Source organism: Dolomitihabitans soli (genome assembly GCF_022213955.1).
GTDB lineage: Bacteria > Actinomycetota > Actinomycetes > Streptosporangiales > Streptosporangiaceae > Streptosporangium_A > Streptosporangium_A soli.
This window is the reverse complement of record NZ_JAKNTW010000041.1, coordinates 1-22888: the sequence shown is the minus strand read 5'-3', so window position 1 is coordinate 22888 and position 22888 is coordinate 1. Positions and strand designations below refer to the sequence as shown.

The following is a 22888-nucleotide window of genomic DNA, read 5'->3' as shown; positions in this document are numbered from 1 at the left end:
GCCGTCCGGCTGCGGGCCCCATGGGGAGCGGGCTCAGTCCTGCCAGGCGAAGTCGAAGGTGGCGGCGTCGCCGGTGTGCTTGACGTAGGTGACGGTGTAGCCGCCCACCTGGGTGGAGCCCCCGGGGGCGAGGGTGGCGTCGTCCGACTCCCGGTACGCCCGCTTCTGTGCGGTCACCCGGACGTCGGCCTTCCGGTCGTCGGCCAGGCGGATGCGGTACTCGATCGTCGTGCTCCCCTGCTCCCACAGGTCGCCGGTGCCTTGGGCCCCGCTGATGGTGACCGCGCAGTCCCGGTTCTCGCAGGAGGTGCTGGCGGTCCTCGCCCCACTGCTCGAACTCGACTCGCACGAGGCCGAGGACACCAGCACCAGCAGTGCGTTCGTACCCACCACCGCAAGACTCCGCGGGATCATCATGGGATCCACTCCTTCCGGGCCGTCGGTGGAGGCACCGCTTCCGGTGACCGATTCACAGACGCGTGATCCTTTCATCCATGGCGGCCTCTCTACAACCCGGCCGCCAAGCAAGTCACAGCAGCACAGATCATGCCCCCAGGTGGGAGGACGCCTTGCCCGCCGGCGAATAAGATCACTCAAACCCACCCGCTGTTGGGTTCCGAGCGGCAAGTTCAGCGAGGACGAAAGGCCCTCCTTCCACAGGGGGGCTGGGCGGGAACCACGGGATAGGCGCGGCACAGCAGGTCGACGGCCTCGGAGAGGGCTTCATCTCCCTGTCGGGACATTGTCGGCGCAGCCTGGCATCATGCGACGTCATGGATGTTGACGAGTTCTGGTTTTTCCTGCAGCGGTCTCGGCAAGTGACCAGCGATCCCGATGAGCGCCTGCGGTGGCTCGCGCTCCATCTCGCACGGAGTCCGCTGGCCCGGATCGTCGACTTTCAGATCCTCCTCAACCAGATACGGCGACGATCCGACACCTACGACATGTGGGAAGCCGCCAACCCCATTTTCAGCGGCTACTGCTCCACCGACGGCTTCTGGTATTTCCAGGCATGGCTGATCGGGCTTGGCCGCGACACCTTCGAACTCGTGGCAGCCGACCCCGACAACTTGGCAGACGTCCCGGCGGTACGGCAGCTGGCAGAGCACCCAATGGATGAGTGGGCCGATGATGAGTGGCCGGAGTGGGAGGCGTTGAGCTACGTGGCTGCCCGCGCCTACGAAGAGGCGACAGGTGAAGAGGAGGGCATCTACGACGCCATGGCAGAACGTGGGCACACCAACCAGAGCGATCCCAACCCCACTGGGCTTTCGTGGAATCTCCGCGACTCCACAGCAGTGGCTCTGAGATTGCCCCGGCTAAGCCGCATGTTTCCACAAGATGGATTTTGATCCTCGGAAGAGGAGCACTGGCAATCCCCTCAATCCGTGGAGACGTCGTTATGCGGCGATGGCCTCGCCGCGCCTTGCTCTGGTCACTGCTCGGGGCGGTCATGATGCGCTGGGCTGAGCGCCACCGGATGCGCATGGCCAGCCCTCGCCCCTTTGCATCGCATCCGCGTGGTTTGCCGTGTTCCCCGCGTGAGGTCGGATCACACGAGGAACATTCCAGTTCTTCATGAGCCAGGCCAGGTCTGCTCCGTGACGCTCGCGGGTCAGGCGTTCTCGTTCGAAGAGCGCCTCGGTTGGTCAACACCAGGGTGTACGGCCGGCCCTGCCGCGTGGTCTCGTGATGGACGGGCAGTTCGGCACCGTCTATCCGGGCGTGGACATGCCTTCGCTTCTCCTTCGCGGCGCGGTCGCAGTGAGCGTGCCGTCATCCAGGCGCCGGCTCGGCGGCTCGACGATCCAGGTCGGAGGGAACGGAACTCTGGGCAGCATGATCTCTACCTGATAGATCCTCCTGAATTCTGTTCTTATCCACAGCCGAACCCGAGCAGACCGGGACCGTAGCGGACGACGAGCTCGCCGACCTGGACGTCCAGGTCGGCGAGGTAACCGACACAAGCGAGTATCCGGCCGGCGTGAACCCTAGGTGGTGTGGGACACGGTCACCTGGGCCCGGCCGAGCCGAGGCGGAAGGCGGCTAGCTGGAAGTCGCCGTGCAGGCTCACCTGCAGGTCGTGAACGCCGTCAGGGGACACGCCCAGGTCGGCGGTGACCGTCGTCCACACGTAGCGGCTCCCGGTTGCCGGCACCTGAATCTCCGCCAGGAGTTCGTCACCCGCGCGCAACTTGAGCTGTCCTCCGCCGACACCGGCGACCTCGGCCTCGACCCGGCCCGCGCCGGACAGGTCGACGGAGCGGAACAGCAGGGTCGCCAGGCGGTCCTGGTTCGTGGGGGCAACCGCGTCGCCGGTGGTACGACCGGCGTCGACCAGGGTGATGCCCGTGTAGTCGTCGAAGTCGACAGCGGAGGTGCTCTTGCCGACGACGGCACGGGGAGCCGGCGTGGGGCCGGTGACCGTGACCGGGGCCGTCAGGATGAGGTCACCGGCGGAACGGCCCACGAGCACCTCGTAGGCACCGGGATCCACGGTGAACGTGCCGGTGGCCACGTCCCAATGTGCGAGGTGTTCGTCTTCCAAGCGGAAGGTGAGGTTCCGGCTCTCGCCGGGAACCAGCGCGACCTTGCGGAAGTCGGCGAGCCGCAGTCGCGGGGCTTCGTAGCGTGCGTCCACCGCCCGGACGTAGAGCTGCACCACCTCGGATCCCGGCCTGGCTCCGGTGTTGGTCAGCGTCATGGTGACAGTCTCCGAGGAGACCTGCAGATCGCTGTAGGTGAACTCGGTGTAGGAGAGCCCGTGCCCGAAGGGGTACAGCGGGGCGGCCCGATGGTACTGGTAGGTCCAGCCCGCCTTGATGATGTCGTAGTCCAGCGGGTGGGGCAGCTAGTCGGCACTCCGGTACCAGGTCTGCGGCAGCCGCCCGCCGGGGTCGGCCGCGCCGAGCAGGACGGCGGCCAGTGCCCGGCCGGTTTCCTGCCCGCCGTGCGAGGTCCACACCACGGCGGGCAGGTGCTCGTCGGCCCAGTCCAGGGCGTAGGGGTAGCTGCTCATGGTGACCAGCACGGTTTCGGGACGGACCTCGGCGACCGCACGCAGCAGCGCCTCCTGGCCCGCGGGCAGCGCGATGTCCCGGCGGTCCTCCGTCTCGCGGCCGTTGATCAGCGGGTGGTTGCCGAGCACCACGATGGCGATGTCGGCGGCCTCGGCCGCGGCGCGGGCTTCCGCCGTACCGTCATGGAGCAGTTCCCGCTCCCAGCGCTCGGCGTCAGCCGGGGTCTCGGCGGTGAACCGCCCGTCGGCGGCCGCAAAGAGGCCAGTGCGGACGTTGCGCAGGACCACGCCGTCGCCGGCCGGTTCGAGACGGAAGGTCTCGTTGACGAACCAGCTCTTGATCACCTCCCGATCGGCGGCCAGCGAGCCGTCGTCCTGGAGGCTGAGGTAGCGGCCAGTGGTGGCGTCCCGCAGCGTGAACGCCCCGCCGCCCCAGTCGACGACGTCGACCACCAGCTCACCGGCCGAGCGCGAGCGCAGGGCGATCCGGTCGGCGCCCTCCACGCGGATGACCTTCCCGAGCGCCTCGTCCAGCCCGGCGGCGACGCTGACCTGGTACGGCATGGTGCCGCTGTACCAGTCCTCGAACAGGGTGTCCGCGAGGGGCCCGATGACGACGACTCGCGGGGCACGCTCCAGGGGGAGCAGGCCGTCGTTCTTGAGCAACACCACCGACTCGGTCGCCGCACGCAGGGCGAGAGCCCGGTGTTGTGCGCAGTCGATCACCTCGGGACCGATGGAGGCGTACGGGTCGAGGTCCTCGTCGAACTCTCCGAGCCGGAAGCGCAGCGAAAGTTGCCTCCGCACCGCGCGGTCGACGTCGTCCTCGTCGATCAGCCCCCGCTCCAGCGCCTCGCGCAGTCTGCCGACCGGGGTCGCGCTGTCCTCGCCGTGGTCGGTGAAGCTGTCGATGCCTGCCTTGAGCGCGGCGGCGTGGGACTCGGCGTGGTCGTCGAAGTAGTGCTCCAGTTCGACCAGGTTGGACGGCGCCTCGGCGTCGCTGACCACGAAGAGCTCCTGAGAAGGAGCCCAGCGCCGCAGCTCCGTCTCGATGAGCGGGCTGACGTGGCAGGGACGGCCGTTGACCAGGTTGTAGGCGGCCATCACGCCGGTGGCCAGGCCCGAGGCGACGATCGGCCGGAACGCGGCGAGGTCGTATTCCTGCAACACGCGGGGACGGACGCCGGAGGAGGTGACGCACCGGTCATCCTCGTTGTTGTAGGCGAGGAAGTGTTTGAGCACCGGGGCAGTACGAAGGTACGTCGGGTGGTCGCCGGCCAGACCCTTGCAGTAGGCCGCGCCGAGCCGTGCGGTGTGCACCGGATCCTCGGAGTAGCCCTCCTCGTTGCGCCCCCAGCGCGGGTCACGCAGCAGGTTCACCACCGGAGCCCACGCCTGAAGGCTGTTGGCGCCGGAGCCGATCGCGGGTGGACGGTGGTGGTGGAAGGCGCGCAACTCGACGGAAGTGGCCTCGGCGACCAGCCGGACCAGTTCCTCGTCCCAGGTCGCGCCCAGGCCTACCGCCTGCGGGAAGACCGTCGCCATCCCCAGCCACCCCACGCCGTGCAGGGTCTCCGACCCGGTGCGGAACGGGGCCAGGCCCAGGCGCGGTACGGCAGGCGAGTACTGGTGCAGCATCGCGATTTTTTCGTCGAATGTTAACCGTCCCAGGAGGTCGTCGACGCGCTTGGGGATCGGCAGTGCGTGGTCCCTGAAGGGAAAGGTGTTCACGTGGTAGACCCTCTAAGCAGGCTTGATGGAAGCGCATCGACGCTGTCACGAGCCCGCTGAGGGCGTCAATACCTCACAAGAGAGAAAGTTTCGTTTAAGTGTAGACCTTGTCTTGCTAGAAACATGTCATTAGTCTCACGGCAACATTGAAGCGCTTCGACGACCGCGAAGGGCAACCCCCCATGTTGAACCGCAGAGGCTTCCTCACCGCCGCGGCGATGACTCCCCTCCTCGCCGCCTGCAGCAGCAACACCCCCCAGCCGGCCCGGAAGCTCGGCACGAACTCCAAGACCGGTCTCCAGGCCGCGCTCCCGACCTACGTGCCGAGCTCCGCCGTCAAGGCGGACATCCCCTCCGTGGTCGGCTCCAGCGGTGTGGCGACCGACCCCGGCTTCCTGACCTACCCGGCCAACGGGGCTGCCACGGTTCAGGGAGTACCGGGCAAGGGCGGCAGCTACACCGCCGTCACCCCGCTCTGGGGCACGGTGCCCCCGCCGAGGAACTCCTTCTACAAGGCTATGAACACGGCCCTGGGCGCCACCCTCACCATGAAGCCGGCGGACGGCGCCAACTACGAGACGATCATCCCGCCGATGACGGCGGCCAACCGCCTGCCCGACTGGATCCAGCTGCCGTCCTGGTGGAACACGGCCTTCAGTGTCGACCGGCTGGTCGGCACCCAGCTCGCCGACCTCACGCCCTACCTGGCGGGCGACAAGGTCAAGAAGTACCCCAACCTGGCCGCCCTCCCCACCAGCGCCTGGCAGGCGGGCGCCTGGGCCGACAAGCTCTACGGCATCCCTTCGTTCTCCAGCTCCTTCATCGCGCCGGGGATGGTCTACTACCGCGGCGACATCTTCGAGCAGCGGGGCATCCGCGCCGACGAGGTCAAGTCGGTCGCGGACTACATGGCCCTCGGCAAGGAGCTGACCGACGCCAAGCGCGGCGTGTGGGCCTTCGACGACGTCTCCACCTACCTCGGCTTCGCCTGGGAGATCTCGCCGGGCTGGATAGTCCAGGACGGCAAGCTGGTGCACAGGTACGAGCTGGAGCAGGGGATGGAGGCGCTCGAGTGGCACTACCAGCTGGCCAAGGCGGGTTACGTCCACCCGGACGCTCTCGCCGGGCAGAACGCCAACGGCACCGCCCGCTTCTACGCGGGCAAAGTGCTGATCACGGGCGGCGGCACCGGCGGCTGGCACCTCAGCGACCACGAGGCGGGCGTCGCCGCCGACAAGAACTTCCGGCGTGCCGCGTTCGACTACATCTCCCACGACGGCGTGAGCAAGCCGAAGATGATTCTGGGTCCCCCCACGAGCGTCATCAGCTACCTCAACATCAACCTGAAGCCCGAGCAGATCGAGGAGTGCCTGGCGATCGCCAACTACTTGGCCGCCCCCTACGGCTCCGCCGAGTACACAATGATCAACTTCGGGGTGGAGGGCGTTCACCACACCATGAAGAACGGGGTGCCGACCCCGACCGAGGAAGGCAAGAAGTCCGTCCAGGTGCAGGTCTTCCCCTTCCTGGCCTCGCCCGCCGCGGTGATCAGCAATCCCGGCGCCGACCAGGTCACCAAGGACTACACCGCCTGGCAGGCCAGAAATGTTAGCGCTCTCTACAAGCCGGTGTTCTGGAACATGAACATCAGCATGCCCAAGCAGATCGCCCTGGCGAACACCTCCAAGGCCGTCGACGACGCCTCCAAGGCCTGCGTCCACGGCAAGAAGACGGTCGCCGAGGTTCGAGAGGTTATCGAGACCTGGAAAAAGCGCGATCTGGACCGGGTCAAGGCGTGGATGACCGAGAACGTGCTCAACAAGTACGGCACGGGCCAGCAGTGAAAGAGGGCCTGAGCTGGCGGGGCAGGCTGCGGCGCGACCGATCCCTGCTGATCATGGTGGTGCCCGCGGTCGTCCTGCTGCTGATCTTCAACTACGCCCCGATGGTCGGCGTCGTCACCGCCTTCCAGTACTACGATCCGCTGACCGGGCTCTGGGACAGCGACTGGGCCGGGCTCGACCAGTTCCAGCAGCTCTTCACCGACTCCCGGTTCTGGGAGTCGTTGTACAACACGCTTTACCTGAGCTTCGTTTCGCTCATCCTGTTCTTCCCCATCCCGGTCGTGCTGGCGATGCTGCTCAACTCGGTGCTCAGCGAGCGGGTGCGCAACTTCATCCAGTCCGTCGTATACCTGCCGCACTTCTTCTCGTGGGTGCTGGTCATCACGATCTTCCAGCAGATGCTGGGCGGCGCGGGCGCGCTCAACCAGTACCTGCGCTCGCACGATCTGGGCACCTGGGATGTGATGTCCAACCCCGACACCTTCGCGCTCCTGGTCACCTTCCAGGGCGTGTGGAAGGAGGCGGGCTGGGGGGTCATCGTCTTCCTGGCCGCGCTGGCCGCCATCAACCCCGGCCTGTACGAGGCGGCCGCGGTGGACGGCGCCGGGCCCTGGCGGCGGATGTGGCACATCACCCTGCCGGGCCTGCGCGGTGTGATCGTGCTGATGCTGGTGCTCCGGCTCGGCGGAGCGCTCTCCGTCGGCTTCGAGCAGTTCCTCATCCAGCGCGAGGCGGTCGGGCACGAAGCCGCGGAGGTGCTCGACACCTACGCCTTCTACTACGGCATCGGCACGACCAACTACAGCCTCGGCGCGGCGGCCGGGCTCTTCAAGAGCGTGATCTCGCTCCTGCTCATCTGGGGCGCCAACAGGCTCGCGCACTCCTTCGGCGAGGACGGGTTGTACCGGAAATGAGTCAAAGACCCAGCTGGCAGGAACCCCCGACCTTCGGCGGCCAATCAGCCAAGGGCCTCACTCTCGGCGGTGTGCTGCTGGTCGTGCTGGTCCCGTTGTGGATCGTCGTCCTGACCAGCCTGTCCACCAAGGGCGCCATCAACCGGGCCGGCGGCCTGGTGATCTGGCCCGACGGGATCACCTTCGAGGCATACAAGGAGATGCTGACCGACCCGACCGTACGCACCGCGCTGCTGGTGAGCCTCGTCATCACCATCGTCGGCACGGTGATCTCCATGGTCGTCTCCGTGCTGTGCGCGTACGGCCTGTCGCGGTCAGGCTCGTTCGGGCATCGCTTCATCCTGGTGCTGCTGATCATCACGATGTTCGTCAGCGGCGGCCTCATCCCCACCTTCCTGGTCGTGACCGGACTGGGCGGCTACGGACAGTGGTGGGCGCTGATCCTCCCGGGAGCGATCTCCGTCTTCAACATCTTGCTGCTGCGCTCCTTCTACGCCAGCACCGCGACCGAGCTGATCGACGCGGCCAGGATCGACGGCGGCAGCGACTGGCGGATCCTTTGGTCGGTCATCCTGCCCACCTCGCAGGCGGTGAACGCGGTGATCGCGCTCTTCTACGCCGTCGGTTACTGGAACTCCTTCTTCAACGTCATGCTCTACATGCCGACGGAGAGTGAGAGGTGGCCGCTTCAGTATGTGCTGCTGACCTACGTCAACCGGGGCGTCGCGATGCCGGGCATGGTCAACGCCGGTTTCGGCATGGCGCACACACAGACCGCTCCGCTGTCGCTGCAGATGGCTGTGGTCGTCCTGACCCTGGTGCCGCTCGTGATCGTCTACCCGTTCGTGCAGAAGCACTTCCGCACGGGCGTCCTGACCGGCGCCATCAAAGGCTGAGCTGATGGCGACCATCGCCGACGTGGCCAGGGCCGCGGGCGTCTCCCCGAGCACGGTCAGCTACGCGCTCAGCGGCAAACGCCCGGTCTCCGACGAGACCCGGCGCCGCATCGAACGCTCCGTGGCTGAGCTCGGCTACCACCCCAATGCCGGCGCGCGGGCGCTGGCCGGCAAACGCGCGCACATCATCGCCCTGGCGGTGCCGCTGCGCACCGACGTCTACGTGCCGATCATGATGGAGATCGCCACCTCCGTCACCGTGGCAGCCCGCAAACACAGCTACGACGTCCTGCTGATCACCAACGATGAGGGACCCGACGGCATCCGCAGGCTCACGGCGAGCGGCCTGGCCGACGGCGTGATCCTCATGGACGTCGAACTGGACGACAAACGCATCCCGGCCCTGGGCAAAATGCAGGCGGCGCTCATCGGCCTGCCCGAAGCCCCCGGCGGACTGTCCTGCGTCGACCACGATTTCGCCGCCGCCGGGGCCCTGTGCGCCGACCACCTGGCCGATCTGGGCCACCGCGACGTCGCCTTCATCGGCTACGCCCCCGGCATCTATCGGCGTCATGCGGGCTACGCCGAGCGCACCCTCGTGGGGTTCCGCGCGCGGGCGCAGGAGCACGGTCTGCGATTCCTGCATCGCCCGTGCGAGGGCACCTACGAGGGTACGGCCGGCGCCCTCGGCCGCATCCTGGCCGACCGGCCCGAGACCACCGGTTTCGTGGTGCAGAACGAAGGAGCGATCGGCCCGCTGCTCAACCTGCTGCGCACCAGTGGCAGGACGGTCCCAGAGGACGCCTCGGTGATCGCGCTGTGCCCGGAACGCCTGGCGGAGCAGTACACCCCGGCGCTCACCGCGGTCACCGGCTCGGCCAAGGAGCTCGGCCGGATCGCCGTCGAGCAGGTCATGTCCCGCATCTCCGCCTCCATGTGCGGCGAGCAGCCCGCCGACGACCTGGTGTTGCTCCCTCCCACTCTCACCATCCGTGAGAGCACCGGCCCCATCTAGGAGAACCTCATGCATTTCCGCGACCTCGGCGACGCCCTGGAATGGCGCGCCAAGGGCGAGACCCTGCGCGTCGAGGCCTGGGGCCCGGACGCCGTCCGGGTCCGGGCCACGCCGGGCGGTCCCCTGCTCGACGACCTGCCGGGCGCGTTGTTCGACACGCCGCCGCCGGGCGACAAGCCGCAGATCACCATCCACGAGCACCACGCGACCCTCGTCAACGGCACCCTGACCGTTCGCATCGACGCCGACAGCGAGAACCGGCTCACGCCCGAGCTCTACTACAGCTCCGGCCGCCTCACCTTCCTGCGCGACGGCGCCGAACTGCTCGCCGAGCAACCTGCCCACTTCTGGTGGCCCGGACCTCGGCTCTACACCGCGACCGGCAACGGCTACCACCGGCTGGAGCAGCGTTTCCGCGCCTACCCCGGCGAGCGGATCTACGGCCTGGGCCAGCACACCCACGGCCTGCTCGACCAGAAGGGCGCGGTCGTCGACCTGGTCCAGCGCAACGCCGAGGTCACCATCCCGCTGCTGGTCTCCGACCGCGGCTACGGCCTGCTGTGGAACTCGCCCGCCCTCGGCCGCGTGGAGCTGGCCGAGACCGGAACCCGGTGGGTGGCCGACAGCGCTCGCCAGATCGACTACTGGGTGACCGCCGGACAACCGGCCGACGTGCTGCGCCGCTACGCCGACGTGACCGGCCATACCCCCGAACTGCCGGAGTGGGCGGCCGGCTTCTGGCAGTGCAAGCTGCGCTACCGCACCCAGGAAGAGTTGCTCGAAGTGGCCCGCGAATACAAACGGCGCGGGCTGCCGCTATCGGTGATCGTCTGTGATTTCTTCCATTGGACACATTTGGGGGAATGGCGGTTCGACCCGGCAGAGTGGCCCGACCCCGCCGCCATGGTCCGCGAACTGGACGAGCTGGGGATCAAGCTGATGGTCTCGGTCTGGCCCTCGGTCAGCCCGGTCAGCGAGAACTACGCCCCGATGCTGGACCAGGGTTTGTTCATCGGCACGGAATACGGACCGATTGCCCACGCGGACTGGCCGGACAAGGGATTGGGCGCCTACTCCGCGCAGGTCGCCTTCTACGACGCCACCAACCCGGAAGCACGTGACTATGTGTGGGAGCGCATCCGACGCCACTACCACGACCTGGGCATCAACGTCTTCTGGCTGGACGCCGGCGAGCCGGAGCTCAAGCCGGGCCACCAGCAGGGCCTGCGCTATCACGCCGGACCTGGCCTGGAGGTCGGCAACATGTATCCGCGCGAGAACGCCCGCATGGTCCACGACGGTCTGCGGGCGGCGGGGGAGGACGAGATCATCTCGCTCAACCGCTCCTCCTGGGCGGGCGCCCAGAGGTACGGCGCGGCCTTGTGGTCGGGTGACATCGGCACCGACTTCTCAACGCTGCGTGCCCAGATCAAGGCGGGCCTGAACGTGATGATGTCCGGCATTCCGTGGTGGACGACCGACATCGGCGGCTTCCACGGCGGCAACCCGGACGATCCGGCCTACCGCGAGGTCCTGGTGCGCTGGTTCCAGTACGGCACCTTCTGTCCGTTGTTCCGCCTACACGGCAACCGCGGTCCGGGAGTGAAGCTGGAACCCGCGATGACCGGCCTGCCCAACGAGGTCTGGTCTTACGGGGAGGAGGCCTACGAGATCCTCGCCGACTTCCTGCGCCTGCGTGAACGCCTGCGCCCCTACGTCATGGAGCAGATGCGTACGGCTGCCGCCACCGGTTTGCCGCCGATGCGCCCGCTCTTCCTTGAGTTTCCCGACGACTCCCAGGCGTGGGCGGTCGAGGACGCCTTCCTGCTGGGGCCCGACCTCCTCGTCGCCCCGGTCACCGAGGCGGGTGCCCGGACGCGTGCCGTACACCTGCCTGCGGGAGCCCACTGGACGGACGCCTGGACCGGCGAGCGGTACGACGGCGGTCAGCTGGTCGAGGTCGAGGCCCCGCTGATCCGCATCCCGCTCTTCCTCCGCGACGACGTAAGGCTCCCGGTCACATGATGTTCTTCGGCGGCGACTACAACCCCGAGCAGTGGGACGAAGCGGTCTGGAAGGAAGACGACGCGCTGATGCGCCGCGCCGGGGTCAACCTGGCCACCGTCGGCGTCTTCTCCTGGGCGCTGCTGGAGCCGGAGGAAGGCAGGTACGACTTCGCCTGGCTCGACGCCCACCTCGACCGGCTCCACGCCAACGGCGTCTCGGTGGACCTGGCCACCCCCACCGCCTCCCCGCCACCGTGGTTCACCCTCGCCCACCCGGACGCCCTGCCGGTCGGGCCGGACGGAACCCGGCTGGTGCACGGCAGCCGCGACACCTACTGCCTGGCCGCCCCCGCCTACCGCACCGCCGCGCGGAACATCGCGGCGGCGCTCGCGGAGCGGTACGGCGGGCATCCTGCCGTCGCGATGTGGCATGTGCACAACGAGTACGCGACGGTGTGCTGGTGTGATCACACCGCAGCCGCCTTCCGCGACTGGCTGCGTGAACGGCACGGCTCGCTGGAGGCGCTCAACGAGGCGTGGGGCACGGCGTTCTGGAGCCAGCGCTACGGCGCGTGGGAGCAGGTGCTGCCGCCGCGGGCCAGCCAGTGGCACAAGAACCCGGGCCAGCATCTGGACTTCCGGCGGTTCTGGTCGGACGTGGTGCTGACCGCCTACCGGGAACAGCGTGACGAGATCCGCGCCCACAGCGACCGGCCGGTGACGACCAACATGATGCTGCCCGGCTACCAGAACCTGGACCTGTGGGCCCTGGGCCGCGAGGTGGACCTGGTCACCATCGACCACTATCCGGACGCGCCGGGCCTCGACGCCGCGGCCGATACCGCCTTCGCCGCCGACCGCGCCCGTTCCTTTGCGGGCGGCCGCCCCTGGCTGCTGATGGAGCAGGGAACCAGCACGGTCTACGACACCGGCAGGATCCTGGGCAAGGAGCCGGGCGAGATCCTGCGCCACACGATCGGCCACATCGCCCGCGGCTCTGAGGGCGCCCTGTTCTTCCAGTGGCGGCAGTCGCGTGCCGGGGCCGAGACATGGCATTCGGCAATGCTCCCGCACGCGGGAGCGGACAGCCGGATCTTCCGCGAGGTCCAGGCCGTGGGAGAGGCCGTCCGGCGGCTGGGCGAGGTCGAGGGGTCGACGGTCACCGCGGAGGTGGCCGTGCTGCACGACGCGGACGCCTGGTGGGCGATGGAGGTCGACGGCCTGCCCTCGAAGGACCTCGGCTATCACGATTCGCTACGCCGGGCCCATCGCGCGCTGTGGGATGCCGGAGTCACGGCCGACTTCGCCCACCCCGAGCACAATCTGGGCCGCTACCGGTTCGTGGTGGCTCCGGCCTTGTTCCTGCTCTCCGACGCCGGGGCCGAGAACCTGCGCGGCTATGTCGAGGGCGGCGGGACGCTGCTCGTCCAGCACTACAGCGGTGTCGTCGACGACCGACTCCATGCCCGCCTCGGCGGTTACCCGGCATCGCCGCTGCGCGAGGCCCTGGGCATCCGCGTCGAGGAACACCGCCCGCTCCGCGAGCATGAGCGCATCGTCCTGTCGGACGGAACCCAGGCCGCGGTCTGGAGCGAGTCCCTGCGGGCCAAAGGCGCCGAGGCCGTCGTCACCTACACCCACGGCATGCTCGCGGGGAAACCCGCGCTGACCCGGCACCGCTTCGGCGCGGGTGAGGCGTGGTACCTGTCCACCCGGCTCGACGATTCCGGTTACGCCGCCCTGATCACTCAGCTCGCCGGCTCCGGGACGTCCGGACTCGAGACCGTCACCAGGCGGGCTACGGACGGCCGGAGCTGGCAGTTCCTCCTCAACCACAACACCGACCCCATCAGCCTGCCCGAGCCCGGCCACGACCTGCTGACCGGCATGACCGTGGCCGAGCTCCCGGCGGGCGGCTGCGCCGTCCTGAGGAAGAACCCGTGATCACCTGGGGCCACGACGCCTTGCGCGTCGAGATCAGCGACGATCGCCTGGTCTACTTCGGCCCGCCCGGCGGCGAGCCGTACCCGATGGTGTCGCCGCTGGTCGAGGTGACCGCGACCGGCCACGGCCGCCACTGGTCGAGCCACCGGCTCATCGACACCACCATCGGCGCGCGGATGCGCTACCGCGACCACCACGCCGTCGGCGACCGGCTCACCGTCGAGCTCCACGATCCGCAGACGGGCCTGGTCGCCGAGGTGAGCTACCGCTCACCGGAAGGACTGCCGGTGCTCCGCAGCGAGGTGCTCCTGCGCAACGAGGGGAACAGCACGCTGCTGCTGGAGTCGGTCACCTCCCTGGTGATCAGCGGGCTGCCCGTGGAGGCCGCGGACCTGATGTGGGCCGACAACGACTGGCTCGCCGAATACCGGTGGCAGCGCAGGCCGCTGCGAGTCACCTCCCCCCAGCTCAGCGACCGGATCCGGTACGGCAACGGCAAGGGCTGCTTCACGCTGGCCGGGCAGGGCGCCTGGTCGAGCTGCGGCAACCTCCCCATGGGTGGTCTGACCGACCGCGAGAGCGGGCGCACGTGGCTGTGGCAGATCGAGCACAACGGCGGAGGCTGGCGCTGGGAGTGCGGCGAGCGCGAGGGCACGGCCTACGTGGCGCTGTCCGGCCCCGGCGACAGCCACCACGGCTGGCGTCATCCGCTGGCGCCCGGCGAGGAGTTCCGCACCGTGCCCGTCGCGCTCGCCTTGGGCGATCACGACGGGGCCTTCGCCGCGCTGACCCGCTACCGCCGGGCCATCCGCCGCCCGCACCCGGACCACCAGCGGCTGCCCGTCATCTTCAACGACTACATGAACTGCCTGATGGGCGATCCCACGACGGAGAAGCTGCTTCCCCTGATCGACGCGGCGGCGGAAGCCGGTTCTGAGTACTTCGTCATCGACGCGGGCTGGTACGCCGACGCCGCCGACGACTGGTGGGGCTCGGTCGGGGCGTGGCAGCCGTCCGCCTCCCGCTTCCCAGGAGGCATCCACGAGGTCCTGGACCGTATCCGGGACCGCGGCATGGTCCCCGGCCTGTGGCTGGAACCGGAAGTGATCGGGGTACGCAGCCCTCTGGCCGCGTCCCTGCCCGAAGAGGCGTTCTTTCGCCGCGACGGCGTTCGCGTCACCGAGAACCTCCGCCACCACCTGGACCTTCGCCACCCCGCCGCTCGCGCCCATCTCGACCGGGTCGTCGACCGCATCGTCGGCGAGTGGGGCGTCGGCTACCTCAAGCTGGACCACAACATCGACCCCGGCTCCGGCACGAGCAGCCACCCCGGCGAGACTCCAGCCGCCGGGCTGCTCGGCCACAACCGCGCCCACCTCGACTGGCTCGACGGCATCCTGGACCGGCACCCGCACCTGGTGGTGGAGAACTGCGGCTCCGGAGGCATGCGCTCGGACTACGCCCTGCTGTCCCGGCTCCAGTTGCAGTCCACCAGCGACCAGCAGAATCTCCGGCTCTACGCCCCCATCGCGGCCTCGGCGCCCACCGCGGTCCCGCCCGAGCAGGGCGCGGTCTGGGCCTACCCGCAGCCCGCGGACTCCCTGGACGAGGTGGCGTTCACCATGGCCAGCGCACTCCTCGGCCGGATCCACCTGTCCGGCCTCATCACGGAACTCGACCCTGAGGCCCGCGCCCTCGTCCACGAGGCCGTCGCCGTCCACAAGGACCTCCGAGCTGACCTGCCGCAGGCCGTGCCCGCTTGGCCGCTGGGCCTGCCGGCCTGGGACGACCCGTGGATCGTGCTGGCCCTGCGGGCTCCGGCCGCCACCTATCTCACCCTCTGGCGACGGGGCGGCGACGACACTCTCCGCCTGCCGTACACCCAGCGCGCGGAGCTGCTCTATCCCTCCGGCAGCAAGGCCGCGATCGAGAGGGATCCGCACCTCACCGTGACCCTGCCCACCGCTCCCTCAGCGGTGGTGCTCCGCCTCCGATGAAAGGACCACACGGGGTGTCCAACCCTGTTATTTCTGGATTCCATCCAGACCCCAGCATCTGCCGCGTCGGCGACGATTACTACCTCGCCTGCTCGAGCTTCGAGTACTTCCCCGGTGTTCCCGTCTTCCACAGCCGCGACCTCGTGCGCTGGACGCAGATCGGCAACGCGCTGGAGCGGCCCAGCCAACTGCCCATGACCACCGAAACCCACTCCTCGGGTGGCGTCTACGCGCCCACCCTCCGCTACCACGACGGACGCTTCTGGCTGATCGTCACCGTCGTGGCCGCAGGCGGCAACGTGCTGTTCACCGCCACCGACCCCGCCGGCCCCTGGTCCGACCCGATCCCGCTGCCCGATGTCCACGGCATCGACCCCGACCTGGCCTGGGACGACGACGGCACCTGCTGGTGCACGGTCGCCGGAGGCGCGCAGGTGCGCCTCGATCCGCGGACGGGAGAAACACTCGGCGAGCCGCAACAGGTCTGGTCCGGAACACAGGGCGCGCTGGCGCCGGAAGCGCCGCACCTTTACAAGATCGGCGACCACTGGTATCTGATGATCGCCGAAGGCGGCACCGAGCGGGGTCACGCAGTCTCGGTCGCCCGCGGTCCCGCGCCCGACGGGCCGTTCGAGCCGTGCCCGGCCAACCCGATCCTGACCCACCGCGGCACCCACCACCCGGTCCAGAACACCGGTCACGCGGACCTCGTCCAGGCTCCCGACGGGAGCTGGTGGATGGTCTTCCTCGGGGTGCGGCCCGGCGGCGGCACTCCCGGCTGGCACGTCCTGGGCAGGGAGACCTTCCTGGCCCCGGTGACCTGGGTGGACGGCTGGCCGGTCGTCGGCGAGATCGTGGACGGCACGCCGCCCGGTTCCTTCCGCGATGACTTCGACCTGGCCGAGCTGCAGCACGGCTGGATCTCGCTGCGCAGCCGCCCGGCGGAGCTGTGCACCACCAAGGAGCGGGCCGGCCGGCTGACGCTCCGCGCCCGCGGCGCCTCCCTGGACGAGCGCGACGCGACCTTCGTCGGCCGCCGGGCGCAGAACCTGAGGTGGCGCGCCCGGACCCTGATCGACCCCGCGCAGGGCCGTGGCGGCCTGGCGGTCCGCCTCGACGAGCGACACCACTACGAGATCGAGGCGACGGACGGTCAGGTCCAGGTCATCGCCAGGATCGGCTCGGTGCGGACCGTGGTGGCCGAACACGCGGTGCCCGCCGGTCCGCTGGTACTGACCATCGAGACCGAGGGACGGCAGGGTCCGGGCGGCCCGTGCGACGGGCCCGACAGGCTCCTCTTCGGCATCGAGGGCTCCGGCGTGCTGGCCGGCCTCGATGGGCGTTACCTGTCCACCGAGGTGGCGGGAGGCTTCACCGGCCGCGTGATCGGCATGTACGCCGCGGCCGGCAGCGTGCATTTCGACTGGTTCACCTACGAAGTTCTCATGGAAGGGACGTAATGAAAACCACCCCCCTCTCGCGCGCGGCGAGCGTTCTCATCGCGCTCATCACCGCATTAGGGCTGACAGTCAGCCCCACCGCGGCCTCAACGGAAAAGCGGGTCCGGAGTGCGACGGAGATCGTCGCGGCGATGCAGCCCGGCTGGAACCTGGGCAACACGCTGGACGCGATCCCCGACGAGACCTCGTGGGGCAACCCCCTGGCCACCAAGGCCCTGTTCGACAAGATCCGCTCCGAGGGCTTCCGCAGCGTCCGCATCCCGATCACCTGGACCGACCACCAGTCCGCCACCGCGCCATACACCATCGACGCGAAGTGGATAAACCGGACCAAGGAGGTCGTCGACCTGGCGCTCGCGTCCGGCCTGTACGTCCTGATCAACGTTCACCACGACTCGTGGCAGTGGATCTCCAAGATGCCTGCCAACCACGACAAGGTGGTCACGCGCTTCAACGCCTCCTGGGCCCAGATCGCCGCCGCCTTCCGTGACGCGCCGAGCAAGGTGCTCTTCGAGAGCGTCAACGAGCCGCAGTTCGACAACGCCACCGACGAGGAGAAGATGAGCCTCCTCGCCGAGCTCAACCGCTCCTTCCACGGCATCGTCCGCGGCTCCGGCGGCCGCAACGCCGACCGGATCCTGGTCCTGCCGACCGTTCACACCAGCGCCGAACAGAAATACCTGGACGCCCTGTCCGCCGAGATCGCCGCGCTGAACGACAAGAACCTGGCCGCGACCGTCCACTTCTACGGCTACTGGCCGTTCAGCGTGAACGTCGCCGGGGTCACCACCCTCGACGAGGAGACCCGGAAGGACCTGATCGGCTACTTCGACAGGTCGGCCAGGACCTTCGTCGACCGCGGCATCCCGGTGATCGTCGGCGAGTACGGCCTGCTCAGCTTCGACGTGGACTGGAACGCCGTCCAGCAGGGCGAGAAGCTGAAGTTCTTCGAACTGCTCGGTTACCAGGCACGGCTGAACAAGCTCACCACGATGTGGTGGGACAACGGCCAGCACCTCAACCGCCAGACCCTGGGGGAGTGGAAGGACCCCGGCCTGTTCGCCCAGATCAAGTCGAGCTTCACCACTCGCTCCGGCACGACCTCCAGTGACTCGATCTACCTGCCCAAGGCGGGCGCGATCCAGGCTCAGACGCTCACCCTGAACCTGGACGGCACCTCCTTCCGCGGGCTCTGGCACGGCTCCACCCGGCTTTATCCGGGCCGGGACTACTCGGTCTCCGGCGACAAGCTCACCCTCACGGCGTCGGCCTTGACCCGGCTGGCGGGCGACCGCGCCCACGGTGTCAGGGCGACCATCCAGGCGCGCTTCTCCAGCGGCATCCCGTGGAACATCTACGTCATCAGCTACGAGACGTCGGTGCTGTCCGACGCGACCGGTACCACCGAGTCGCTGACCATCCCGACCCGGTTCAACGGTGACCGGGTGGCCACGATGGAGGCCAAGTACGCCGACGGCACCAACGCCGCGCCCCACGACTGGACCTCCTACAAGGAGTACGGCAGGGCCTACTCGCCCGACTACGCGGGCAACTCCATCCGCCTCCTGAAGGACCTCGTCAGCCAGATGCGCGAGAACACCCCGCTGACGCTCACCTTCCACTTCTGGAGCGGAGCCAAGCTCACCTACCAGGTGACCAGGACGGGCGACACGATCACCGGTTCCGCCGCCTGACCGCGTTGAAACCGCCCCGCACCCGCGGGGCGGTTTCTTTGTGCCTCAGGCCGTCGCCGACAGGATGAAGGTGAAGTCGGCCAGGCGGTCGGCCTCGTAGTGGACCGGACGGGAGGGGTCGCGCTCGTGGACCCAGGCGGCCATCGCCTCCAGGTTCTGCCCGTCGGCCGCTTCGTTTCCGAGTGATCAGGCGATGATGCTGGGGTGGTTCTTGTCGCGTTCCACGGTGCGCGTCCGAAGCGAGGGTGGCCCGCGGCGTCGCCTTGCCGTAGCCGGGCGAGAAGTCCTCGAAGGAGCGGGGAGACATGCTTCTCCTCAGGGGTGGTGCGAAACTTTCGCGCGAAACGTACTATCGAACATCCGTTGCGGGAAGCCGTGCCGTACGGGTAATGCCGACGTAGGCGCCCGCTCTGCCGGGCGAGTGCGTGTGCTGAACCGGCGCCCTCTTGTCGCGGCGCCAGGCGACAGAGGAGAAAGTTTTTCTCCGGCTTGCTCTATAGTTTCCTCGTGACCGAGGAACAGAGCACGCACGATGAGGGGCCAGGGTCGGTCACCATCGCGTACATCGCCGAGTCCGCGGGCGTCTCGATCCCCACCGTGTCCAAGGTGCTCAACGGCCGCTCGGGCGTCTCGGCGCAGACCCGTGCCCGGATCGAGAAACTGATCGATCAGTACGGCTACCGCAAGCCCTCGGGCAATCGGAACAACGTCGTCGAGCTGGTGTTCCGCGAGCTTGAGAACATGTGGGGCATCGAGATCATCCGCGGTGTCGAACGGGTGGCCCGCAAGAACCGGGTCGGCGTCATGGTGTCGGAGTTCGCCCTCCACGACTCGACCGCCATGACCATCGACGACACGGTCGGCCGGCGCCCTAGCTGCGTCCTGTCCGTGGCGCAGCTCTCGGCATCCGAACGCGAGAAGCTGAAGGCCAAGGGCATCCCGTTCGTCGTCTTCGACCCGATCGACGAGTTGCCGGACGACGTCCCCTTCGTGGGCGCCACCAACTGGAGGGGCGGCCAGGCGGCGACCAGGCACCTGCTCGACCTCGGACACCGCCGCATCGCCATGATCAGCGGCCCCGACCACCCCTTCTGCCGTGCCCGAGTGGCCGGCTACCTGTCCGCCCTGTCCGAAGCCGGCGTTCCAGCCGACCCCGGCCTCCTGGTCCGCACCCTCCTCACCCGCGAGGACGGCTGCGCCGCGGCGCGCGAGCTCCTGTCCAGACCCGACCGGCCGACCGCGATCTTCACCGCGAACGACATGCAGGCGCTCGGCGTCTACCAGGCCGCTCGCGAGCTCGAGTTGTCCATCCCGGGCGACCTGAGCGTGGTCGGCTACGACGACCTTCCGGTCGTGGCCTGGGTCGACCCGCCGCTGACCACGGTCCACCAGCCGCTGAGCGAGATGGCGGTCGCCGCCACGGAGCTGGCCCTGGCCATCGGCCGTGGCGAGCCGGTTCCCCAGGTCGGCCTGGAGATCGCGACCACCCTCACGGTCCGTGAGAGTACGGCCCCGCCGGGGGGTGAGCGGGTCAACCGCCGATGATCGTGCGCAGCCAGCCAAGATCGCGGGGGCGGCCAGCATATCCGCTCCCTCGGGTGACTGGCGGCCGATCTGACGCAGATCGCGCACGGTCAGCGCGAGCTGATGTTGCGCCATCCGTGGCTGGCTACATTGCTCGGCTCCCGCCCGGCGCTCGCTGCGCCAGACGGACTACGTGCAGGCGGCGGTCGAGTCCTGACGGCCGACCCCACACGGGCGGCCAACGTCATCGCTCCCATCGGCGACTACGTACCCCAGCGCCGTGTCAGCAAGGATCACGGCACGTGAGGGCTCTGAGCTGGGCGGAAGCCTGGTCATGAGTGACCGTGGTTGACCCTCGTTACCCTGTCTATTTGCACGCTAATTGCACGGCGATCAGCTCGCGACCTGGTGTTTCTCGCGCGACGCGCGCACCTCTGCCCCCTGCCATCCGCAGGCCACACGGCGATCATCCCGGAGTCGGAGCGCCCCCGCCGGAGGCGTTGCCTGTGCCTTCACTCATGGGTAGCTCGCGCCTGTTCGACGTTAAATGCTGTTGCTGGAGCATCGCGAGTTGTCTAGGTTGCAGCAATGGGTGAGTCGACGAAGTCGAACGGGCCTACGTTGCTGTGCATAGTTGGGCCTCCAGCGGTCGGCAAGATGACGGTCGGATATGAGATCGCACGACTGACTGGGATGAAGGTCTTTCACAACCATCTTGCGATCGAGCCGGTGTTGCGGTTTTTCGAGTTTGGCAGCGAGCCTTTTGGGCGTCTCGTTGGGGAGTTTCGGCGGCGGCTCTTCGAGGAGGTGGCCGCTAGCGATCTGGCTGGTCTGATCTTCACGTATGTCTGGGCGTTCAACGTTCCGGCTGACGAGGTTGAGTTGGACCGCTATGCTGCCCCGTTCCGTAGTAGGGGAGGACGCGTCTTTTATCTGGAGCTATCGGCGAGCCGGGAAGTGCGTCTGGAGCGGAACGAGGGGGAACTTCGGCTGGCTGAGAAGCCATCCAAACGTGATCTCGCCTGGTCGCGGCGTAACCTCCTGGAGTTGGACGCCAAGTACCAACTCAACTCGAATGGTGATTTCGATGGCCGGGCCGACTATCTGCGGATTGACAACACCGGGCTGTCGGCGGCCGCGGTAGCGGAGCGAGCCATCAAGCACTTTGGTCTCAGGTAGCCGGGACGGCTGGGACCGTCCTGCTTAGGGCCGTGGAGCTGGGCGGCCTCATCTGTCCACGCGCGGCCCGAGCACGGCCGTGCGCGAGAACGGCCCCCAGGCCGCACACGCAGCGTGCGGCCGAGCGCAGGGCCGCGAGGCGGCGCGGAGCGCCGCCCTTGATCCCCACAAGACCATTTCGGCAACTACAGGAGTTGCGTCAGCCCAGCAGTTCCGGGCGGTGGGTGCTGAGGGCGTGGCGTGCGGTTACGTAGCGTTCGTGGAATTCCTCGGCGAGGCCTTTACGGCGGTAACGCTGGCGTAGGACGCGGTCGAGGTCTCCGGCTCGGTGGACGAGGTCGGTGAGGGATCGGCGGTCGATGTCGAATGCGGCCATGCCCTGATCGACGGCGGCATCAAGATTGCCTCGTCGGGCGTGAACGATGCCGAGATCGATATGTGCGTCGGCGACCCGCATCGGCGCGTTGGAGGTGCCGTCCGGGCGGGTGTGCATCTGGATGGTTTCGATGGCGTGTTCTTCCGCGCGGTCGTCGTCTTCGAGCCAGGTGTAACAAGTGGCGGCGTAGAACACCCATTTGGAGTGGTCGAACACGAAGTGGTGGTCTGAGTTGCCGGGGATGGGGAGTTTGCCGAGGACGTCGGCGCCTCTGGTGAGGGCTTTGTCGGCTTCTCGGCGGTCGCCGATGCGGGCGAGTCCCCGGGCTTCTTGAAGGGTGAGTTGGACCATGGCGCTGGATTGGCCGGCGGTGGCCTGGCCCATGCGGGCGGCGGTGACCACGTCTTCGTAGCGGCCTTCGACGAGGGCGAACCAGGCGGACATCTCATAGGCCCAGCCCATGAGTTCGCCGTGTCCGACCTGGCGGCCCATCTCATAAGCGGCGCGGCGGGCAGTCTCGGCCTCCTCGCGCTCTCCCAGGTCGTAATGCACGCACCCGAGCAACGCAGTCAGCCATCCGGTGATGACGAGTAATTCCTGATGCTGGTCGAGCGTGATCCGCCCTGAAAGCAGCCGGGTCACCTGAGCCAACCGCTTCTGGGTGCGTTCGCGAAGCGCGGCGGCGGGAACTACCGGGTAGGCGCGGCACAGCAGGTCGACGGCTTCGGAGAGAGCCTCAAGGGTGCCGCTGCCGACGTCGGATGCCTGGAGTTGCTGGGCGAGTTCCATGGTCCCGTACAGGGCGGCCTCGGCTTGCAGGGCGTCTGCGGGGATGACCTGGACCGGTATGAGAGGGGATTGGCGGCGCTTGGGGGAGAAGCCGAGCGCTTCGGGTGACAGGCCGGTGAGCTGGGCCAGGGCGAGCCGGTACGGCGTGCGTGGCCAGTTGACTTCGCCGACTTCCCAGCGCCGGATGCGTTCCTCGTCGCAGACGAGTTTCTCGGCGATGCCCATGGGTGTGGTGTTGATCCGGTCGGCCACTTCGGCGCGGGAGAGGTGGTGTTCGTTCCGCCACGCCCGGAACTGGATGTTGGGGATGTTGTCGGGCATCTGGTGACCTTCCTCCCGGCTGGGGGCCTCGAGAGGGGGTGATCAGGGGGCTGTTCGGGGGTCCTGTCGTTTCGCGTTTGCCGGTGGACTTGCCATCAAGCAACCACGGTACGTCAAGCGGGCTCCCCGCAGCGGGAAGCACCGGACGAACGAATGAGGAGTTGGCGACGGTGACCCGG

General features: G+C 68.2%; 16 protein-coding genes and 1 pseudogene. 12 read left to right on the top strand and 5 right to left on the bottom strand.

The window, feature by feature from the left end; genetic code table 11:
* Positions 1–33: 33 nt before the first annotated feature.
* On the bottom strand, positions 34–417 hold the full coding sequence (locus MBA17_RS44585) for a hypothetical protein (RefSeq protein WP_238504574.1): 384 nt from the start codon (positions 415–417) through the stop codon (positions 34–36).
* A 356-nt stretch (positions 418–773) separates the two neighbouring features.
* Here MBA17_RS44585 and MBA17_RS44580 point away from each other — a divergent pair, with 356 nt between their 5' ends.
* Positions 774–1352 (top strand): DUF4240 domain-containing protein, encoded by a 579-nt coding sequence (locus tag MBA17_RS44580; protein ID WP_238504572.1) that lies wholly within the window; start codon positions 774–776, stop codon positions 1350–1352.
* A gap of 659 nt (positions 1353–2011) precedes the next feature.
* Here the strand turns inward: MBA17_RS44580 and MBA17_RS44575 are convergent.
* Both MBA17_RS44575 and MBA17_RS44570 read right to left on the bottom strand, forming a co-directional pair.
* Complete coding sequence (locus MBA17_RS44575) at positions 2012–2704, bottom strand: fibronectin type III-like domain-contianing protein (protein WP_238504570.1); 693 nt, start codon at positions 2702–2704, stop codon at positions 2012–2014.
* A 147-nt stretch (positions 2705–2851) separates the two neighbouring features.
* Positions 2852–4750, bottom strand: a complete 1899-nt coding sequence (locus MBA17_RS44570) for a glycoside hydrolase family 3 protein (RefSeq protein ID WP_238504568.1) — start codon at positions 4748–4750, stop codon at positions 2852–2854.
* A 182-nt stretch (positions 4751–4932) separates the two neighbouring features.
* Here MBA17_RS44570 and MBA17_RS44565 point away from each other — a divergent pair, with 182 nt between their 5' ends.
* From MBA17_RS44565 to MBA17_RS44525, 9 genes are read left to right on the top strand one after another with little or no spacing between them, the layout of a single operon-like run.
* The gene (locus MBA17_RS44565) at positions 4933–6594 is read left to right on the top strand and encodes a twin-arginine translocation signal domain-containing protein (RefSeq protein WP_238504565.1); all 1662 of its coding nucleotides are present in this window, start codon (positions 4933–4935) and stop codon (positions 6592–6594) included.
* Positions 6591–7508: an ABC transporter permease gene (locus MBA17_RS44560; RefSeq protein ID WP_238504564.1), complete on the top strand. Its 918-nt coding sequence runs from the start codon at positions 6591–6593 to the stop codon at positions 7506–7508. The genes MBA17_RS44565 and MBA17_RS44560 overlap by 4 nt, the downstream gene beginning before the upstream one ends.
* The gene (locus MBA17_RS44555; RefSeq protein ID WP_238504563.1) at positions 7505–8404 is read left to right on the top strand and encodes a carbohydrate ABC transporter permease; all 900 of its coding nucleotides are present in this window, start codon (positions 7505–7507) and stop codon (positions 8402–8404) included. The genes MBA17_RS44560 and MBA17_RS44555 overlap by 4 nt, the downstream gene beginning before the upstream one ends.
* Before the next feature lie 4 nt (positions 8405–8408).
* Positions 8409–9419: a LacI family DNA-binding transcriptional regulator gene (locus MBA17_RS44550; protein ID WP_238504562.1), complete on the top strand. Its 1011-nt coding sequence runs from the start codon at positions 8409–8411 to the stop codon at positions 9417–9419.
* Between the two features lie 9 nt (positions 9420–9428).
* Positions 9429–11444, top strand: coding sequence for a glycoside hydrolase family 31 protein (locus MBA17_RS44545; RefSeq protein ID WP_238504561.1), 2016 nt, complete (start codon positions 9429–9431; stop codon positions 11442–11444).
* Positions 11441–13369: a beta-galactosidase gene (locus tag MBA17_RS44540; protein WP_238504560.1), complete on the top strand. Its 1929-nt coding sequence runs from the start codon at positions 11441–11443 to the stop codon at positions 13367–13369. The genes MBA17_RS44545 and MBA17_RS44540 overlap by 4 nt, the downstream gene beginning before the upstream one ends.
* Positions 13366–15366, top strand: a complete 2001-nt coding sequence (locus MBA17_RS44535) for a glycoside hydrolase family 36 protein (protein ID WP_238504559.1) — start codon at positions 13366–13368, stop codon at positions 15364–15366. Before MBA17_RS44540 ends, MBA17_RS44535 begins: the two co-directional genes overlap by 4 nt.
* A 14-nt stretch (positions 15367–15380) precedes the next feature.
* Complete coding sequence (locus tag MBA17_RS44530) at positions 15381–16826, top strand: glycoside hydrolase family 43 protein (RefSeq protein WP_238504556.1); 1446 nt, start codon at positions 15381–15383, stop codon at positions 16824–16826.
* Positions 16826–18520 carry a cellulase family glycosylhydrolase gene (locus tag MBA17_RS44525; RefSeq protein WP_238504555.1) on the top strand — a complete coding sequence of 565 codons (1695 nt, stop codon included), beginning with the start codon at positions 16826–16828 and terminating at the stop codon, positions 18518–18520. The genes MBA17_RS44530 and MBA17_RS44525 overlap by 1 nt, the downstream gene beginning before the upstream one ends.
* A gap of 45 nt (positions 18521–18565) precedes the next feature.
* On the opposite strand, the pseudogene MBA17_RS50825 reads toward MBA17_RS44525, so the two are convergent.
* Positions 18566–18694 (bottom strand): annotated as a pseudogene (locus MBA17_RS50825) (glycoside hydrolase family 2 TIM barrel-domain containing protein); the annotation flags it as partial.
* A gap of 333 nt (positions 18695–19027) precedes the next feature.
* Here MBA17_RS50825 and MBA17_RS44515 point away from each other — a divergent pair.
* Together MBA17_RS44515 and MBA17_RS44510 are read left to right on the top strand one after the other, a co-directional pair.
* Positions 19028–20065, top strand: a complete 1038-nt coding sequence (locus tag MBA17_RS44515) for a LacI family DNA-binding transcriptional regulator (RefSeq protein ID WP_238504554.1) — start codon at positions 19028–19030, stop codon at positions 20063–20065.
* Positions 20066–20632: 567 nt separating this feature from the next.
* On the top strand, positions 20633–21223 hold the full coding sequence (locus MBA17_RS44510) for an AAA family ATPase (protein WP_238504553.1): 591 nt from the start codon (positions 20633–20635) through the stop codon (positions 21221–21223).
* Positions 21224–21422: 199 nt separating this feature from the next.
* Here MBA17_RS44510 and MBA17_RS44505 read toward each other — a convergent pair whose 3' ends face one another.
* The gene (locus MBA17_RS44505; RefSeq protein ID WP_238504552.1) at positions 21423–22709 is read right to left on the bottom strand and encodes a helix-turn-helix domain-containing protein; all 1287 of its coding nucleotides are present in this window, start codon (positions 22707–22709) and stop codon (positions 21423–21425) included.
* Positions 22710–22888: the final 179 nt, after the last annotated feature.

What these genes read in the sequence shown, in the direction of transcription:
- MBA17_RS44585 (WP_238504574.1), bottom strand. Translation starts at nt 417, where the DNA reads ATGATGATCCCGCGGAGTCTTGCGGTGGTGGGTACGAACGCACTGCTG.
- MBA17_RS44580 (WP_238504572.1), top strand. Translation starts at nt 774, where the DNA reads ATGGATGTTGACGAGTTCTGGTTTTTCCTGCAGCGGTCTCGGCAAGTG.
- MBA17_RS44575 (WP_238504570.1), bottom strand. Translation starts at nt 2,704, where the DNA reads ATGACGCTGACCAACACCGGAGCCAGGCCGGGATCCGAGGTGGTGCAG.
- MBA17_RS44565 (WP_238504565.1), top strand. Translation starts at nt 4,933, where the DNA reads ATGTTGAACCGCAGAGGCTTCCTCACCGCCGCGGCGATGACTCCCCTC.
- MBA17_RS44555 (WP_238504563.1), top strand. Translation starts at nt 7,505, where the DNA reads ATGAGTCAAAGACCCAGCTGGCAGGAACCCCCGACCTTCGGCGGCCAA.
- MBA17_RS44550 (WP_238504562.1), top strand. Translation starts at nt 8,409, where the DNA reads ATGGCGACCATCGCCGACGTGGCCAGGGCCGCGGGCGTCTCCCCGAGC.
- MBA17_RS44545 (WP_238504561.1), top strand. Translation starts at nt 9,429, where the DNA reads ATGCATTTCCGCGACCTCGGCGACGCCCTGGAATGGCGCGCCAAGGGC.
- MBA17_RS44540 (WP_238504560.1), top strand. Translation starts at nt 11,441, where the DNA reads ATGATGTTCTTCGGCGGCGACTACAACCCCGAGCAGTGGGACGAAGCG.
- MBA17_RS44525 (WP_238504555.1), top strand. Translation starts at nt 16,826, where the DNA reads ATGAAAACCACCCCCCTCTCGCGCGCGGCGAGCGTTCTCATCGCGCTC.
- MBA17_RS44510 (WP_238504553.1), top strand. Translation starts at nt 20,633, where the DNA reads ATGGGTGAGTCGACGAAGTCGAACGGGCCTACGTTGCTGTGCATAGTT.
- MBA17_RS44505 (WP_238504552.1), bottom strand. Translation starts at nt 22,709, where the DNA reads ATGCCCGACAACATCCCCAACATCCAGTTCCGGGCGTGGCGGAACGAA.